The 14,609-nt window shown below is 67.9% G+C and carries 14 protein-coding genes; 7 read left to right on the forward strand and 7 right to left on the reverse strand.

Features of this window, described 5'->3' with window-relative positions; translation table 11 throughout:
* Window positions 1-153: 153 nt before the first annotated feature.
* Window positions 154-639, reverse strand: a complete 486-nt coding sequence (locus NX02_RS11670; RefSeq protein ID WP_025292370.1) for a hypothetical protein — start codon at window positions 637-639, stop codon at window positions 154-156.
* 308 nt (window positions 640-947) lie between these two features.
* Here NX02_RS11670 and NX02_RS32400 point away from each other — a divergent pair, with 308 nt between their 5' ends.
* Window positions 948-1,301, forward strand: coding sequence for a hypothetical protein (locus tag NX02_RS32400; RefSeq protein ID WP_158013996.1), 354 nt, complete (start codon window positions 948-950; stop codon window positions 1,299-1,301).
* Here NX02_RS32400 and NX02_RS11680 read toward each other — a convergent pair.
* Window positions 1,293-1,967 carry a TetR/AcrR family transcriptional regulator gene (locus NX02_RS11680; RefSeq protein ID WP_025292371.1) on the reverse strand — a complete coding sequence of 225 codons (675 nt, stop codon included), beginning with the start codon at window positions 1,965-1,967 and terminating at the stop codon, window positions 1,293-1,295. The genes NX02_RS32400 and NX02_RS11680 overlap by 9 nt on opposite strands.
* Window positions 1,968-2,047: 80 nt before the next feature.
* Between NX02_RS11680 and NX02_RS11685 the strand changes: the two genes are divergently transcribed.
* The gene (locus NX02_RS11685) at window positions 2,048-2,788 is read left to right on the forward strand and encodes an SDR family NAD(P)-dependent oxidoreductase (protein ID WP_025292372.1); all 741 of its coding nucleotides are present in this window, start codon (window positions 2,048-2,050) and stop codon (window positions 2,786-2,788) included.
* A 173-nt stretch (window positions 2,789-2,961) separates the two neighbouring features.
* Window positions 2,962-4,686 carry a ubiquinone-dependent pyruvate dehydrogenase gene (gene poxB / locus NX02_RS11690; protein ID WP_025292373.1) on the forward strand — a complete coding sequence of 575 codons (1,725 nt, stop codon included), beginning with the start codon at window positions 2,962-2,964 and terminating at the stop codon, window positions 4,684-4,686.
* A gap of 41 nt (window positions 4,687-4,727) precedes the next feature.
* On the opposite strand, the gene ndk is transcribed toward poxB, so the two are convergent.
* From ndk to NX02_RS11705, 3 genes are all read right to left on the reverse strand, one after another.
* Complete coding sequence (gene ndk, locus NX02_RS11695) at window positions 4,728-5,150, reverse strand: nucleoside-diphosphate kinase (RefSeq protein WP_025292374.1); 423 nt, start codon at window positions 5,148-5,150, stop codon at window positions 4,728-4,730.
* Window positions 5,151-5,231: 81 nt separating this feature from the next.
* Window positions 5,232-5,672, reverse strand: coding sequence for a DNA polymerase III subunit chi (locus NX02_RS11700; RefSeq protein ID WP_025292375.1), 441 nt, complete (start codon window positions 5,670-5,672; stop codon window positions 5,232-5,234).
* 6 nt (window positions 5,673-5,678) lie between these two features.
* Entirely contained in the window at window positions 5,679-7,151 is a 1,473-nt protein-coding gene (locus NX02_RS11705) for a leucyl aminopeptidase (protein ID WP_025292376.1), read from the reverse strand.
* Window positions 7,152-7,337: 186 nt separating this feature from the next.
* On the opposite strand from NX02_RS11705, the gene NX02_RS11710 reads away from it, so the two are divergent.
* From NX02_RS11710 to rsmA, 4 genes are all read left to right on the forward strand, one after another.
* A complete protein-coding gene (locus NX02_RS11710) occupies window positions 7,338-9,542 on the forward strand; it encodes an LPS-assembly protein LptD (protein WP_025292377.1) in 2,205 nt (734 codons plus the stop codon).
* Between the two features lie 124 nt (window positions 9,543-9,666).
* Window positions 9,667-10,956, forward strand: coding sequence for a peptidylprolyl isomerase (locus tag NX02_RS11715; RefSeq protein WP_053000752.1), 1,290 nt, complete (start codon window positions 9,667-9,669; stop codon window positions 10,954-10,956).
* A gap of 13 nt (window positions 10,957-10,969) precedes the next feature.
* Entirely contained in the window at window positions 10,970-11,962 is a 993-nt protein-coding gene (gene pdxA / locus NX02_RS11720; RefSeq protein ID WP_084717731.1) for a 4-hydroxythreonine-4-phosphate dehydrogenase PdxA, read from the forward strand.
* A gap of 19 nt (window positions 11,963-11,981) precedes the next feature.
* Entirely contained in the window at window positions 11,982-12,815 is an 834-nt protein-coding gene (gene rsmA / locus NX02_RS11725) for a 16S rRNA (adenine(1518)-N(6)/adenine(1519)-N(6))-dimethyltransferase RsmA (RefSeq protein ID WP_025292380.1), read from the forward strand.
* A 39-nt stretch (window positions 12,816-12,854) separates the two neighbouring features.
* Here rsmA and NX02_RS11730 read toward each other — a convergent pair whose 3' ends face one another.
* The gene (locus NX02_RS11730; RefSeq protein WP_025292381.1) at window positions 12,855-13,376 is read right to left on the reverse strand and encodes a tetratricopeptide repeat protein; all 522 of its coding nucleotides are present in this window, start codon (window positions 13,374-13,376) and stop codon (window positions 12,855-12,857) included.
* A gap of 35 nt (window positions 13,377-13,411) precedes the next feature.
* Window positions 13,412-14,593 carry an RsmB/NOP family class I SAM-dependent RNA methyltransferase gene (locus NX02_RS11735; protein ID WP_025292382.1) on the reverse strand — a complete coding sequence of 394 codons (1,182 nt, stop codon included), beginning with the start codon at window positions 14,591-14,593 and terminating at the stop codon, window positions 13,412-13,414.
* Between the last annotated feature and the right edge of the window lie 16 nt (window positions 14,594-14,609).

The raw sequence follows: 14,609 nt of genomic DNA on the forward strand, positions 1-14,609 counted from the left end.
TGAGGTGTCGCTTTCTTACAGGGAGCATAGGGGAGAGGCTGGCTGCGTCTTGCGGCAACAGCTGTCGATCGCCAAGAATAGAGGCACGCTACACGAATATAAGCGCGAAGGCGGTAGTGATCGACGCCGCAGGCGCTTGTCTGCGCAGCGCCCCTAGCGATCGCCAACGGGCCCATCACTGCACAGCACGCTGACGCGCTGCTTCTGTTGCCGCACCAGCCGGGATCTGTGGGCGTACGTGTTGTAGCGGCTGCCGATCCGGCCGTTGGCGAGGAGCTGGCCGAGTTCCGATTCCATGCGCACGACGCGCGCCCGCAATTGCGCCAGATCCGCATCCGTGCATCGCGCGGGTACCGACAACGAACCTAGGCCTTCCGCGGCGTCATCCTGCTCGGCTGTGCGCTGCTGCCTGCGCGCGCCGAAATCATGGGGATCACGAAGCGGGAACGGCGTCTCATCGATGAGAATGCGATATTCCCGCGCCGCCGCTTCATGGCCGTGCCGCAACATGCTTTCGCCGGCAGCTTCCGCCCGCATGATCGCGCTCTGCTCATCGAACAACAGCCGGTTGAGATCCACGTCAGGCGGGCCAGACACGTTCGCCACGCCTCCCGCGCCGGGTTCCAAAACGTTCGTCATATCAATTCTCCCGTTCCCAGCGGGAGCACGACGGATCTCTCAGCCGCACCTACGCTGTGAGTACGGGTGCGATACGTTTGATATAGGTAGTGTGTCGGCCCATTACGAGAGCGGCGCCCGACCGTCGCGTAGGCGGAATGACGGTTGCCGGAACGGGCGATTATGCGGTCCGGGGAACATGCCCCATTGTCTGCGCCCGCAGCCAACGGGCGGTTCTGATCGAAGATCCGTTGATTGAGCTTCGCCAAGCCCGAGCACGGCCTCGCGAACCTTGCGCCTCTGACTTAAGACGGATTGCAGGACGACGGATGATGACCAAGCTTCGCGTCAAGCGCGTGTATGGCAAGGTCGAGGTGCGCGCCGGGTTCCAGGGCGTTGGCGCTATCCAGCAACTGCAGCGCTTCAGCCATCAACGCTCTCGCTCGAGAAAGAATGATGACGGCGTTCGCCCTATCGTCTCTGCCCATCGGATGTTTCGTTCCTTGACCGATTTCCGCGACACGCGCGGCGCTGGCGACTCCGTCACCGGGAGATCAAGACGCTTGAAGCTTGAAGGAGTTGCAGCTTCGTCCGAAAACAACGCCGATCAAGCCTTGTTCGCGGCATCGCGGGCTACCTGTGAGCGGTCGAGATCGTGCGCATTCAGCGGCACCTTACAATAGGGGCGCTCCCCCTGCCCGCGCATCCCAGCCGAGCATCGCCACTGCGGCGACCTCTTCCAGGTCAGCGCGCGTCGCGCCGTCGCGCGCGAGGATCGACATGCCGTTCTGGACGATCTGTACGAACCGGGCGAGGGCCGCGGTATCCGTATCGACGGGAACATCGCCGTCCGCGACGCCCTGATCCAGCCGCCGCTTGAGCCGCGCGAAAGTCTCGACGCGCGCCGCGCGCACCAGATCACCGAGTTCGGCATGCCCCTCGCTGCCGACCGACGACAGCGCCACCATGCAGCCGCGCGGGTTATCGACGACGCAACCGGTGAGCGCCGCGGCCGAATCCATCAGGAAAGCCTCGAACGCCGCGCGCGCAGTCGCGGCGGCGGCGAAGCGCGTCCAGAAATGGGGCTCGTTATGCTCGTGATAGTGGCGCAGCGCCTCGCCGTAGAGCGCCTCCTTCGAGCCGAAGGCAGCGTAGAGGCTGGGCGATCCAATTCCCATCGCCTTGGTCAGGTCGGCGATCGACGTCGCCTCATAACCCCTGGTCCAGAACAGCCGCGTCGCGCTGGCGAGCGCCGCCTCCCGGTCGAACGCGCGCGGCCGCCCGCGCGTGCGCGCGCGGGCGTCTTCCGCTTGCGCAGGCGTATCTCCGGGGTGATCGGCTTTCTGCATCGATCGATATATAAATCAGTTGACACCCGAAATCAACGACCCTAGCCGATTGTGTATCGATCACTATAGAAAGCAAGTCCATGACTGAACTGACCGGCAAGCGCGCGCTCGTCACGGGCGCGTCGCGCGGCATCGGTGCGGCGATCGCATTGGCGCTCGCTGAAAAAGGTGCCGACGTGGCGATCACCTATGAGCGCTCCGCGGACCTCGCCGCGGAGGTCGTCCGCGCGATCGAGGAGCAGGGCGTCAAAGGCTTCGCCTTTCAGGCGGACAGCGCCGATCCCGTAGCGGTCAAGCGCTCGGTGGACGATGCCGCGGCGGCGCTGGGCGGGCTCGACATCCTCGTCAACAACGCCGCGATCGTGATCTACGACACGATCGCGGACATGGCGCTGCACGCGATCGACGCGTTGCTCGACGTCAACATCCGCTCGCCGATCCTCGCGGCGCAGGCGGCGATCCCGCACCTGCGCGAAGGCGGCCGGGTGATCGGCATCGGATCGGCAGGCGCGGACCGCATCGTGGGAGACACCGGCACGGTCTATTACATGACCAAGTCCGCGCTGCATTCCTTCACCCGCGGTCTCGCCCGCGAGCTCGGCCCCCGCGACATCACCGTCAACCTCGTTCAACCGGGCTCGACCAATACCGACATGAACCCCGCCGACGGCGAGTTCGCGGACTTCCAGCGCAGCCTGATCCCGCTCGGCCGCTATGGCGAGCCGCGTGACGTGGCGGCCGCGGTTGCGTTCCTTGCCAGCCCGGCCGCGCGGCAGATCAGCGGCGTCGTCCTGAATGTGGATGGCGGGCTGAACACCTGACGGCATCGGCCCGGCTCTGCCCCGCCTATCGTCGTACTCGACGATAGGCGGTGGCGGCGTGCATAGTCCTGATGCGCGGCGGGCAAAGCCGCAATGGAACCGGATCGCGGCGCGCGGGCTTCCACAAAGTGCCGCCCGCAACAGAGGGCGCCACAGCCAGGGAGTCTGCCGTCATGGCCCGTACCGTCGCCGATCTTCTCGCCCTCACGCTTGCCGACGCTGGTGTCGAGCGGATCTGGGGCGTCACCGGAGACAGCCTCAACGGCCTCAACGACAGCCTGCGCCGGCTCGGACGGATAGAATGGATGCACGTGCGCCACGAGGAAACGGCGGCGTTCGCGGCGGGTGCCGAGGCGGCGATCACGGGCAAGCTGGCGGTGTGTGCGGGAAGCTGTGGGCCGGGCAATCTCCACCTGATCAACGGCCTGTTCGACTGCCAGCGCAACCACGTACCGGTGCTCGCGATCGCCGCGCACATCCCGTCCTCGGAGATCGGCCTCGGCTATTTCCAGGAAACGCACCCACAGGAGTTGTTCAGGGAATGCAGTGACTTCGTCGAGCTTGTTTCAAGCCCGTCGCAAATGCCCGAGGTGCTGCACCGCGCACTCAACACCGCGGTCGGGCGCGGCGGCGTCGCGGTCGTCGTGATACCGGGAGACGTCGCGCTTGCCGAGGCGCCGGCGGGCGCTTCGGCGCGCTGGGCCGCGCCCCTGCCGCCGCGCATCCTGCCCGCCGATGCCGAGCTCGATCGGCTCGCAGCGCTGCTCGACGGTTCCGAGGCGATCACCATTCTTGCCGGCAGCGGCTGTGCCGGCGCGCATGACGCCGTCGTCGATCTCGCCGCGCGGCTGCGTGCACCGATCGTCCACGCCTTGCGCGGCAAGGAGCATGTCGAGTGGGACAATCCTTACGATGTCGGGATGACCGGGCTGATCGGCTTCTCCTCGGGCTATCACGCGATGATGAGCAGCGACCTGCTGCTGATGCTCGGCACCGATTTCCCCTATCGCGCCTTCTATCCCAGGGACGCGAAGATCGTACAGGTCGATCGCGATCCCGGCGCGCTCGGCCGGCGTGCCACGTTGACGCAGGGCATCGTCGGCGATGTCGGCGAGACGGTCGCAGCGCTGCTGCCCCGGCTCAAGCCGCGCTCCGACGAGGCGTTTCTCTCAACCGCGCTCAAACATTATGCCAAGGCGCGCGAGGGCCTCGACGATCTTGCGGTGCCGGACAAGCCCGGCCGGCCGATCCATCCGCAATATCTCACCCGGCTGGTCAGCGAGATCGCCGCGGGCGATGCGATCTTCACCGCCGATGTCGGCACCCCGACCGTCTGGGCCGCACGCTACCTGAAGATGAACGGCAAGCGCCGGCTGCTGGGGTCGTTCAACCATGGCTCGATGGCCAATGCGATGCTGCAGGCGATCGGCGCGCAGGCGGCGGCGCCGGATCGCCAGGTGGTCTCGCTGTCCGGCGATGGCGGATTCACGATGATGATGGGCGATTTCATCAGCCTCACTCAGCTCGGCCTGCCGGTGAAGGTCATCGTCTTCAACAATGGGTCGCTGGGCTTCGTCGCGATGGAGATGAAGGCGGGCGGCTATCTCGACAGCGGCACCGATCTGGAGAATCCCGATTTTGCGGCGATGGCGGCGGCGATGGGGGTGAAGAGTTTCCGCGTCACGGAGTCGGCCGACCTTGAAGGCGTGCTGCGCGAGGCGCTGGCGCATCCGGGGCCGGTGCTGGTGGATGTGGTGACGGCGAAGCAGGAACTGGTGATGCCGCCCAAGATCCAGCTCGAACAGGCAAAGGGCTTCAGCCTTTACATGCTGAAGGCGATCATCAGCGGCCGGGGCAGCGAAGTCGTCGAACTCGCGCGGACGAACTTCAGGAGTTGAGGGGCGGGGGCGCCGCAATCGATACCGCGCCCCCTGCCCGATCAGCCGACGATTTCTTCCGGCTTGAAGAAGAACGCGATCTCGATCGCGGCATTCTCATCGCTGTCCGAACCGTGGACGCTGTTCGCCTCGATCGATTCGGCCAGTTCCTTGCGGATCGTGCCGGGCTCGGCGTTCGCCGGGTTGGTGGCGCCCATGATGTCGCGGTTGCGCTGCACGGCGTTCTCGCCTTCCAGCACCTGAACGACGACCGGGCCGGAGGTCATGAAGGCCACCAGATCGTTGAAGAAGGGGCGTTCCTTGTGGACGCCGTAGAAGCCCTCGGCCTGATCCTTGGTGAGCTGGATGCGCTTGGAAGCGACGACGCGCAGGCCCGCTTCTTCCAGCATCTTGGTGACCGCACCGGTCAGGTTGCGGCGGGTGGCATCGGGCTTGATGATCGAAAAGGTCCGGTTCGCGGCCATTGCCGTATCGCTCCGTCAAAGTTGCTGGGGGAAAAAGTGGCCGCCCCGTAGCCGCTCGGCCGCGCCTGGGCAAGCCGGGGTTTACGCCACCCGTTCCCAGCGGCCCTGTTCGTTCTGCTTCCAGTAGCGCGGCTCGACACCCTCGCGGCCGGAAAGCGCGCGCCAGGCCGTGCGGGCCGCGGCGATGCTCGCCTCGTCGAAGAAGTGGAAGGCGCGGTCGAAGTCCAGCGCCGCGTCCCGCCATTCGCCATCGACCAGCGCGACGTGGCGCGCGCCGTTCGCGGCGGCGACATCGGCGCCGATCAGCACCGGCTGGTCGGCGTCATGCGCGCCGCCGGCGAGGCCATGAGGCAGGAAGCTTTCCTTGTCCTGCGTCCACAGCGCACCGTCGATCCGTTCGCGCTGCGCCTCGTCCGCCGACACGACCAGCAGGCGCGCGCCGGATTCCAGCACGCGGTCGGCGATGCGCGGCAGCACCGCCTCAACCGGCCGCACGGTCAGGTGGTAGAAATCCACCTGCACCGCGGATCAGCCCTCGAACTGGTCGGCGACGAGCCGGTCGAGCAGGCGCACGCCATAGCCGGTCGCGCCCTTTTCCCACAGCGGCGCCGCCTTGTCGGACCAGACCATGCCGGCGATGTCGAGATGCGCCCACTTCACGCCTTCGTCGACGAAGCGCTGGATGAACTGCGCCGCGGTGATCGATCCGGCGCCGCGCGGGCCGACATTCTTCATGTCGGCGATCGGACTATCGATCAGCTTGTCATACTCGTCGGCGAGCGGGAAGCGCCACAGCGGGTCGCCCACCGCCTTGCCGGCCGCGAGGAGCTGGTCCGCCAGCGTGTCGTCGTTGGAGAACAGCCCGCCATGCTCGCTGCCCAGCGCGATGATCATCGCACCGGTCAAGGTGGCGAGGTCGACGATGACCGCGGGCGAATGGTTGCGCTGCACCCAGGTGATCGCGTCGCACAGCACCAGCCGCCCCTCGGCATCGGTGTTGATCACCTCGATCGTCTGGCCGGACATGCTGGTGACGACGTCGCCCGGACGCTGCGCGGTGCCCGAGGGCATATTTTCCACGAGGCCGCAGACGCCGATCACATTGGCGCGCGCCTTGCGCAGCGCCAGCGCCTTCATCGCGCCGGCAACCGCGCCCGCGCCGCCCATGTCCCACTTCATGTCTTCCATGCCCGCGCCCGGCTTCAGCGAGATGCCGCCGGTGTCGAAGGTCACGCCCTTGCCGACGAAGGCGACGGTCGGCTGGTCCGGGCGCTCGGCGCCGTTCCAGCGCATCACCAGCAGCTGCGCTTCGCGCGCCGAGCCCTGCGACACGCCGAGCAGCGCCCCCATGCCCGCCGCCTGCATCGCCGCCTCGTCCAGCACCTCGATCTCGACGCCGAGTCCGGCAAGCGAACGGCAGCGTTCGACGAAGCTTTCCGGATAGATGATGTTGGGCGGCTCGGACACGAGCTCGCGGGTGAGGAACAGCCCCTCGGCAACCGCGGAGAGCCGCGCCCACGCCTCGTCGGCGCCGCTGCCGCCGCCCACGACCACCAGTTCTTCCAGCGTCGGCTTCTGCTTGGCGGGCAGCTTGGTGCGGTAGGTGTCGATCCGCCAGTCGCGCTGCGCCGCGCCGAACGCGACGCGCGCCGCCGCCTCGGCATCGCTGTCCTCGCCGCCGAGCGCGACGACCAGCCGGGTCTCGCCCGATGTCTGAAGCCGCGCCACCAGCGCGCCGCCGGCCTTTTCGAGATCGGTCGGGGCGGCCTTGCCGATACCGACCAGCAGCACGCGACGCACCGCATCGCCATCGGCCACGAAAAATTCGACGAGACTGCCCGAATCACCTTCGAAACGCTGCGCCGCCGCCGTCAGCCGCGCATGCGCCGCATCGCCCGCGCCCAGCCCGGCGAGCGGCAGCGCATCGAGCGCCCCCTTGGCGACGGGAAAGGCAAGGGCATAAGCGCCCTCGGGGGCGGTGTCGGCGAAGCTGATACGCATGATCTGTGCTGTCCTGATGCGAGACGTCGGCTGCCTCTCTAGGCCAGCCGGACCGCTCAGGCCAACCCCGCCCGCGTCAGGGCAATTGCGGTTGGCGCTGAGCGATGCGATAGGCCGTCGGATGCAGCGTTCGGCATATGGCGTGTGGGGACTTCGGTGACGAGCAGGATCGCAATCATTGTGGCCATGCTTGGCGTCGCGGGTTTCATGGAAAGCCGCGCCGCGGCGCAGGATCTCTCGGAACGGCCGGTCGATCCGCCGCCGCCCCCCGCGGCGGCACCGGCCGATCCCGAGCAGATCGATTTCACCGCCGATGCCCTGACCTACGACAATGATGCCGATGTCGTCACCGCCAGCGGCGACGTGCGCCTGTTCCGCGAAGGCAACCGGCTGCGGGCGGACAGCGTGACGTGGAACCGCAAGAGCGGCGAGGTGCGCGCGACGGGCAATGTCGCCGTCACCAATCCCGGGGGTGACACCGCCTATGGCGATTCGGTGGAGCTGACCGACACGCTGAAGGACGGCATCGTCGAAAACCTGCTGATCGTGCTGCAGGATGGCGGCCGGCTCGCCGCCCGGCGCGGCACGCGCGTCAACGGCGTCTCGACGCTCGATCATGCCGCCTACACGCCCTGCTCGGTGATCGATCAGGATGGCTGCCCCAAGGATCCGGTGTGGCGGATCACCGCGGTAAAGGTGGTGCACGATCCGGTGCGGCACCGCATCAGCTACAAGGGCGCGCGCATCGAGATGTTCGGGCTGCCGTTCATCCCCCTGCCCGGCCTGTCGCATCCCGATGGCGGCTCTGGCGGTGCCGGTCTGCTGGTACCCAACCTGCGCTACAGCCGGCGCAACGGGCTCGAGATCGGCCTGCCTTATTATCTGCCGCTCGGCCCCAACCGCGACGTCACCATCACGCCGCACGTGTATACGGATGTGCTGCCGGCGATCGAAGGCCAGTATCGCGCATTGACCTCGACCGGCGCCTACCAGGTGTCGGGCTGGGCGACCTATGGATCGCGGCTTCCGGCGACGGCTGAGCAGACCGCGGACTCGCAGCGCGATTTCCGCGGCTACATCGACGTCAGCGGCAAGTTTCAGCTTTCCCCCTACTGGAGCATACGGGGGTCCGGCCGGCTGACCACCGACCGCACCTTCCTGCGCCGCTACGACATCAGCCGCGAGGATCGCCTGCGCTCGGTGGTCGAGGCCGAGCGGATCGACGACGATTCCTATCTCTCGATCGCCGGCTGGGCGGTGCAGACGCTGCGCGTCAGCGACGTCCAGAGCCAGCAGCCGATCGCGCTGCCGATCATCGATTATCGCCGCAGGCTGGAAGATCCGCTGCTCGGCGGCCGGATCGAACTGCAGGCGAACAGCCTCGCGCTCGCGCGCACCGAGGGGCAGGATACGCAGCGCGCCTTCGCCAGCGCGCGCTGGGATCTGCGCACCCTGACCGGCCTCGGCCAGGAGGTGGTGTTCACCGGCTATGTCCGCGGCGACGTCTATCATACCGACGAGGTGCTGCGCACGATCACCGAAAGCTATCGCGGTCGCCCGGGCTGGGAAGGCCGCGGCATCGCCAGCGCGGCGGTGGACGTGCGATGGCCGTTCGTGGGCGAACTGTTCGGCGGCACCCAGCGGTTGACCCCGCGCGTCCAGTTCGTCGCCACCCCCGACGTCGCCAACCTCAAGATCCCCAACGAGGATTCGCGCGCGGTCGACCTTGAGGACAGCAATCTTTTCGCGCTCAACCGGTTCCCGGGCTATGACCGCTACGAGGATGGTACGCGCGTTACCTATGGCGTCGAATGGCAGCTCGACCGGCCGGGGCTGTCGGTCAACGCGATCGTCGGCCAGAGCTATCGCCTGACCAGCAAGCCCAGTCTCTTCCCCGACGGCACCGGCCTTTCCAGCCGCACCTCCGACATCGTCGGCCGCACCACGGTGCGCTACCGCGATTTCATGAGCGTCACCCACCGCTATCGGCTCGACAAGGACGGATTCTCGATCCGCCGCAACGAGATCGATGCCACGGTGGGCTCCGACAGTACCTATGCATTGGTCGGCTATCTCCGGCTCGACCGCAACATCGGCCCGGAGCTCGAGGATCTGCGCGATCGCGAGGAGCTTCGGGTCGGCGGCCGCGTGCAGGTCGCGCGCTACTGGTCGGTCTTCGGGTCGACGATCATCGACCTTACCAGCCGCGGCGAGGATCTGCTCTCGTCGTCCGACGGATATGAGCCGGTCCGCCATCGGGTCGGCATTTCCTATGAGGATGATTGTCTGGAGCTTGGCTTGACGTGGCGGCGCGACTATGAGGACACCGGTGACGCGCGGCGCGGCAACAGCTTCCTGTTGCGGCTCTCGCTAAAGAATATTGGCCGCTAAGCGTGCGTTCAGCGACATTGGGGCACGAGCGCCGCATGGTGGAAGCGATGGGACTTTGAGCAAGGCAGTGGTAAAAACCAACAGCATCGGCCTGCGCGCGTGCGCAGCGCTGGCAGCGATCGCGATGATGACGACCGGCGCGATCGGTCAGGCCGTTCCCGACGAGGGCACCCCCGGCGAAGCGCAGCTCAACCTGCCGGACAATCCGACGATCTACGGCCCTTCGACGATCGCGATGCGCAAGGCGACGGCGATCATCAACGGCGAGATCATCACCGAGACCGACGTCGCGCAGCGCCTCGCGCTCGTGATCACCGCCAATGGCGGCCGTGTGCCCGCCGAGGAGCGCGAGCGGCTGCGGCTGCAGGTGCTGCGCAACCTGATCGACGAGACGCTGCAGATCCAGGAGGCCAAGGCCAACGAGATCACCGTCCCCGACGAGGAGGTGCAGCAGAGCTATGTGCGCGTCGCGCGCAATTTCGGCCGCGCACCCGACGATTTCGCGAAGTATCTGCGCGAGAACGGCTCGTCCGAAGCCTCGATCAAGCGCCAGATCCGGGGCGAAATCGCCTGGAGCCGCTTGCTGCGCCGCCGCGTGGAGGCGGGCGTGAGCGACGCCGAGGTGCAGGCCGTGATCGATCGCCTGAACGCCGCCAAGGGCCAGGCCGAATATCACATCGGCGAGATCTACCTCTCGGCGACGTCCGAGACCGCTGGCGAGGTTTTCCAGAACGGTCGCAGGATCATCGAGCAGATCCGGGCCGGCGGTTCCTTTTCTGCCTATGCGCGCCAGTTTTCCGAAGCATCGACCAAATCGGTCGGCGGTGACGTCGGCTGGATCCGCGCCGGACAACTGCCCGATGCGCTCGACACCGCGATGCGCGAGATGAAGATCGGCCAGATTGCCGGCCCGATCGAGATCCCGGGCGGCTTTTCGATCCTCTACATGGTCGATCAGCGCCAGGTGCTGACGGCCGATCCGCGTGACGCGCTGCTCAGCCTGCGGCAGATCTCGCTGCCCTTCGCGCCCGGCACGACGCAGGCGCAGGCATCCGAAAAGGCGGCCGCCTTCGCAGCTGCGACCGCCAAGATCCAGGGGTGCGGCGGCGCGACCGAAATCGCGAAGTCGGTGGGTGCCGAGGTCGTCGACAATTCGCAGATCCCGGTGAAGAACCTGCCGCCGCAGCTTCAGGACATGATGCTCAACCTCCAGGTCGGCCAAGCGACCCCGCCCTTCGGCTCGCAGGAAGATGGCGTGCGCGTGCTGGTGTTGTGCGGTCGCGACGATCCGCAGGTCGCCGAAGGCCCGTCGTTCGAAAAGATCAAGGGCGACATGGAAGACCAGAAAGTGAATCGCCGCGCCCAGATCTATCTGCGCGACCTTCGGCGCGATGCGGTGGTCGATTATCGCTGATCGTCTCACATCGATGCCGCCGCTCGCGGTGGCACTGGGTGATCCCGCCGGCATCGGTCCGGAGATCGCGGCAAAGGCCTGGGCCGCCCGCGGCGCGCATTCGCTGCACCCCTTCTTCGCGGTCGGCGATGCCCGGTCGGTGGAAACGGTGTGGAGCGGACCGGTTGTCCGCATTTCCGATCCCGATGAGGCGGTATCGGCGTTCGAGCGCGGCTTGCCGGTCATCCAGATGGAGGATGCCGGGCCGATCGCGCCCGGCCAGCCGAGCCTCGAGGGCGCGCGTTGCTCGCTCGATTCGCTCGAACTGGCGGCCGGGCTGACCCGCGCCGGCATTTCCAGCGGCCTTGTGACCGGGCCGGTTTCCAAGAGCCAGCTTTACGCGATCGGTTTCCGTCATCCCGGCCAGACCGAGTTCGTTGCCGAACGCTGCGGCGTCGCGCGCGACAATGTCGCGATGATGCTGGCCGGCCCCTCGCTGCGCGTCGTGCCGATCACGACGCATGTGCCGCTGGCGCAGGTCCCGTCGCTGCTGACGGTCGAACTGCTCGTCGCCAAGGCGCGGACCACGGCGCGCGGGCTGACCCGCAATTTCGGCATCGCTGCCCCCCGCCTCGCCTTCGCCGGGCTCAACCCGCATGCCGGCGAGAATGGCGCGATGGGGCGCGAGGAGATCGATATCATCCTGCCCGCGATCGCCCAGTTGCGGGAGGAAGGGATCGACGTCACCGGGCCGTTCGCGGCGGATGCGATGTTCCACGCGCGGGCGCGCCAGGGTTATGACGTGGCGATGTGCCTCTATCATGATCAGGGGCTGATCCCGCTCAAGACGCTGCATTTCGACGAGGGCGTCAACATGACGCTGGGCCTGCCGATCGTGCGCGTGGCCCCGGATCATGGCACCGCGTTCGCCATCGCCGGCCGCGACGAGGCGATCCCGGGGGCGATGATCGCCGCGATCAAGCTTGCCGCCACTGCCGCCGAACACCGCGCCCGCGCCAACCAGTGACGACGGGCCGGATCGGCCGATGACCGCGCCCTCCCCATTGCTGCCGCCGCTGCGCGACGTGATCGCGCGACACGGCCTTGCCGCGTCCAAGGCGCTCGGCCAGAATTTCCTGCTGGACGAGCAATTGCTCGATCGCATCGCCGCCATTCCCGGCGACCTCGCCGGCCAGACGGTGTTCGAGGTCGGCCCGGGGCCCGGCGGTCTCACCCGCGCGCTGCTGCGGGCGGGGGCCTCGGTCGTCGCGGTTGAGCGCGACCGGCGCTGCCTGCCCGCGCTCGCCGAAGTCGAGCAGGCCTTTCCGGGCAAATTGCGGGTGATCGAGGGCGATGCGCTGGCGATCGATCCCGAGCGGGAAGCCGGTGGCGGCGCGCACATTGTCGCCAACCTGCCCTATAATGTCGGCACCGCCTTGCTGGTCGGATGGCTCTCGGGTGACCGCTGGCCGCCCTGGTGGCAGTCGCTGACGCTGATGTTCCAGCGCGAGGTTGCCGAGCGTATCGTCGCGGCGCCACAATCAGACGCGTTTGGGCGGCTTGCCGTACTCGCGCAGTGGCGCAGCAGCGCGCGGATCGCGATGAACGTGCATCGCTCCGCGTTCGTGCCGCCGCCCAAGGTGATGTCGGCGGTCGTTCACATCCGCCCCCAGCCGGCGCCCGAGGGTGTCCGCTTCGCGACGCTGGAGCGGCTGACCGGCGCTGCCTTCGGCCAGCGCCGCAAGATGCTGCGCCAGAGCCTCAAGGGCATGCCGGGCGCGCTCGATGCGCTGGAACGCTGCGGCATCGATCCGACGCGGCGCGCGGAAACGCTGTCGGTCGCCGATTTCGTCGAGGTCGCCCGCGCGATCGGGCGCTGAACCGTCCGCCCATCTGTTCGACGGACCGGGCGATCGATCCTACTCGACCGCTTCCACCGCTACGGTCGGCGCCGGCGTCACAGCCTTGGCGCTGAGCGCTGTCGGCGGGGGGCCCTTGTCGATCACCGCGGCCAATGTGGTCGCCTCGGCGCAGGTGGCTGCGCTGCAAAGCCCCTTGATCCGCGCCAGATTCTCGCGCGCCTTGGCGATCGCGCCCTTCTGGACGAGCGCCTCGCCCTGCCCCTTGAGCGCCGCCAGGTCGGTCGGCTCAAGCAGCAGCGCCTCCCGATACATGCGGATCGCCTTGCCCGGCAGCTGTTGCGCCTGCGCGATCCCCGCCAGTGCGATGAACGCCGAACGGTTGCGGGGATCGACCGCGAGCGCGGTCTCGAGCAGGTCGGTCGCGCCGTTGAGGTCGCCCGCCGTACGCGCCGCCGCAGCGCGTTCGACCAGCGCCACCGAACGGGCATCGACCTGATGGTCGGGGCGTTGACCCGTCACGCTGCTGGAGACGGCGGCAAGCGCCAGCGCCAGGGCACAGGCAACGGGGGTATAACGCATCACGGTCTCCCAAACGGGCGAAACAGGTTTTCGTATCACGGCTTGATCAGTCTCGCGACGAAAAATCCATCGGTACGATCATGCCCCGGTGTCAGCAAGATGCCCGCGCCATCGCTTCGTCCGACTTCGGTCAGCGGCGCAACCGCGCGCCATCCCCGATTGCGATCGAGGAAGGCCGCCACCTGCGCCGCCCCCTCGTCGGCGAGGAGCGAGCATACCGCATAGATGAGGGCGCCGCCCGGCCGAACAAGCCCCCCGCCGATGTCGATCAGCCGTGACTGCAACGAAACCAAGCGTTGCAGCCGTTCGGGCGTCAGCCGCCAGCGTGCCTCGGGGTTGCGCCGCCATGTGCCCGTGCCCGAACAGGGTGCATCGATCAGCACCAGATCGGCGGCGCCGGCGATATCGGCGAACGCCGCCGCCTCGCGTCCGTCGTCGAGCAAGCGCGTCTCGACGATCGTCGCCCCCGCCCGGGCCGCACGCGGCTCCAGCCGCCGCAGCCGGTCCCGCACCGTATCCGATGCGATCAACCGGCCACGATTGGCCATCGCCGCCGCCAGCGCCAATGTCTTGCCGCCGGCGCCCGCGCAGAGGTCGACCGCGATCATATCGGGTGCGGCGGCGCAGGCGAGCGCGAGCAATTGGCTGCCCTCGTCCTGCACTTCGACGAGGCCATCCTTCCAGACGTCGCTCTGTTCGATCTGGAGATTCTCGGCCAACCGCACGCCATCGGGCGCATGCGGGGTCGATTGCGCGCCTTCGAGCCCGGCCAGCACCGCGGCCCGATCGCCCTTCAGCCGGTTGACCCGGAGATCGAGCGGCGCGCGCTCCACCAGCGCGTCGCGCTCCTGCGCGCCGACCAGCGGCGAGAGCCGCTCGACGAGCCAGACCGGGATCGCCGACGCCGCCTGCCCCGGCTCGTCGGTCGCGATCGGCGCCGGGCCATAGCCGCTGCCGTCGAACAGCGCGGCCACGGCATGATCCTCGCGGGCCAGCCCGACCATCGCCGCGCGGCCGTTGACGGGGCGCTCGCCACTGCGCCGGATCGCCGCATAGACGAGATCGCGGATCGCCCGCCGATCCTTGCTGCCCGCGAAGCGCCGCTCGGCAAACCAGCGCGCGATCAACGTGTCAGCCGCGGCCCCGCCCTCACGCGCGGCGGCGATGATCAGGTCGAGCAGGTCGATCGCCGCCTGGACTCGCGCCGAGGGTGTCATGCGACTGTCCGGTGTG

Origin of the sequence: Sphingomonas sanxanigenens DSM 19645 = NX02, assembly GCF_000512205.2 — a bacterium.
Classification (GTDB): Bacteria; Pseudomonadota; Alphaproteobacteria; order Sphingomonadales; family Sphingomonadaceae; genus Sphingomonas_D; species Sphingomonas_D sanxanigenens.

Bases quoted from the DNA above. Each gene is read 5' to 3' on its own strand.
- NX02_RS11670 (WP_025292370.1), bottom strand. From the start codon at position 639: ATGACGAACGTTTTGGAACCCGGCGCGGGAGGCGTGGCGAACGTGTCT.
- NX02_RS32400 (WP_158013996.1), top strand. From the start codon at position 948: ATGATGACCAAGCTTCGCGTCAAGCGCGTGTATGGCAAGGTCGAGGTG.
- NX02_RS11680 (WP_025292371.1), bottom strand. From the start codon at position 1,967: ATGCAGAAAGCCGATCACCCCGGAGATACGCCTGCGCAAGCGGAAGAC.
- NX02_RS11685 (WP_025292372.1), top strand. From the start codon at position 2,048: ATGACTGAACTGACCGGCAAGCGCGCGCTCGTCACGGGCGCGTCGCGC.
- poxB (WP_025292373.1), top strand. From the start codon at position 2,962: ATGGCCCGTACCGTCGCCGATCTTCTCGCCCTCACGCTTGCCGACGCT.
- ndk (WP_025292374.1), bottom strand. From the start codon at position 5,150: ATGGCCGCGAACCGGACCTTTTCGATCATCAAGCCCGATGCCACCCGC.
- NX02_RS11705 (WP_025292376.1), bottom strand. From the start codon at position 7,151: ATGCGTATCAGCTTCGCCGACACCGCCCCCGAGGGCGCTTATGCCCTT.
- NX02_RS11710 (WP_025292377.1), top strand. From the start codon at position 7,338: ATGCTTGGCGTCGCGGGTTTCATGGAAAGCCGCGCCGCGGCGCAGGAT.
- NX02_RS11715 (WP_053000752.1), top strand. From the start codon at position 9,667: ATGATGACGACCGGCGCGATCGGTCAGGCCGTTCCCGACGAGGGCACC.
- pdxA (WP_084717731.1), top strand. From the start codon at position 10,970: ATGCCGCCGCTCGCGGTGGCACTGGGTGATCCCGCCGGCATCGGTCCG.
- rsmA (WP_025292380.1), top strand. From the start codon at position 11,982: ATGACCGCGCCCTCCCCATTGCTGCCGCCGCTGCGCGACGTGATCGCG.
- NX02_RS11730 (WP_025292381.1), bottom strand. From the start codon at position 13,376: ATGCGTTATACCCCCGTTGCCTGTGCCCTGGCGCTGGCGCTTGCCGCC.
- NX02_RS11735 (WP_025292382.1), bottom strand. From the start codon at position 14,593: ATGACACCCTCGGCGCGAGTCCAGGCGGCGATCGACCTGCTCGACCTG.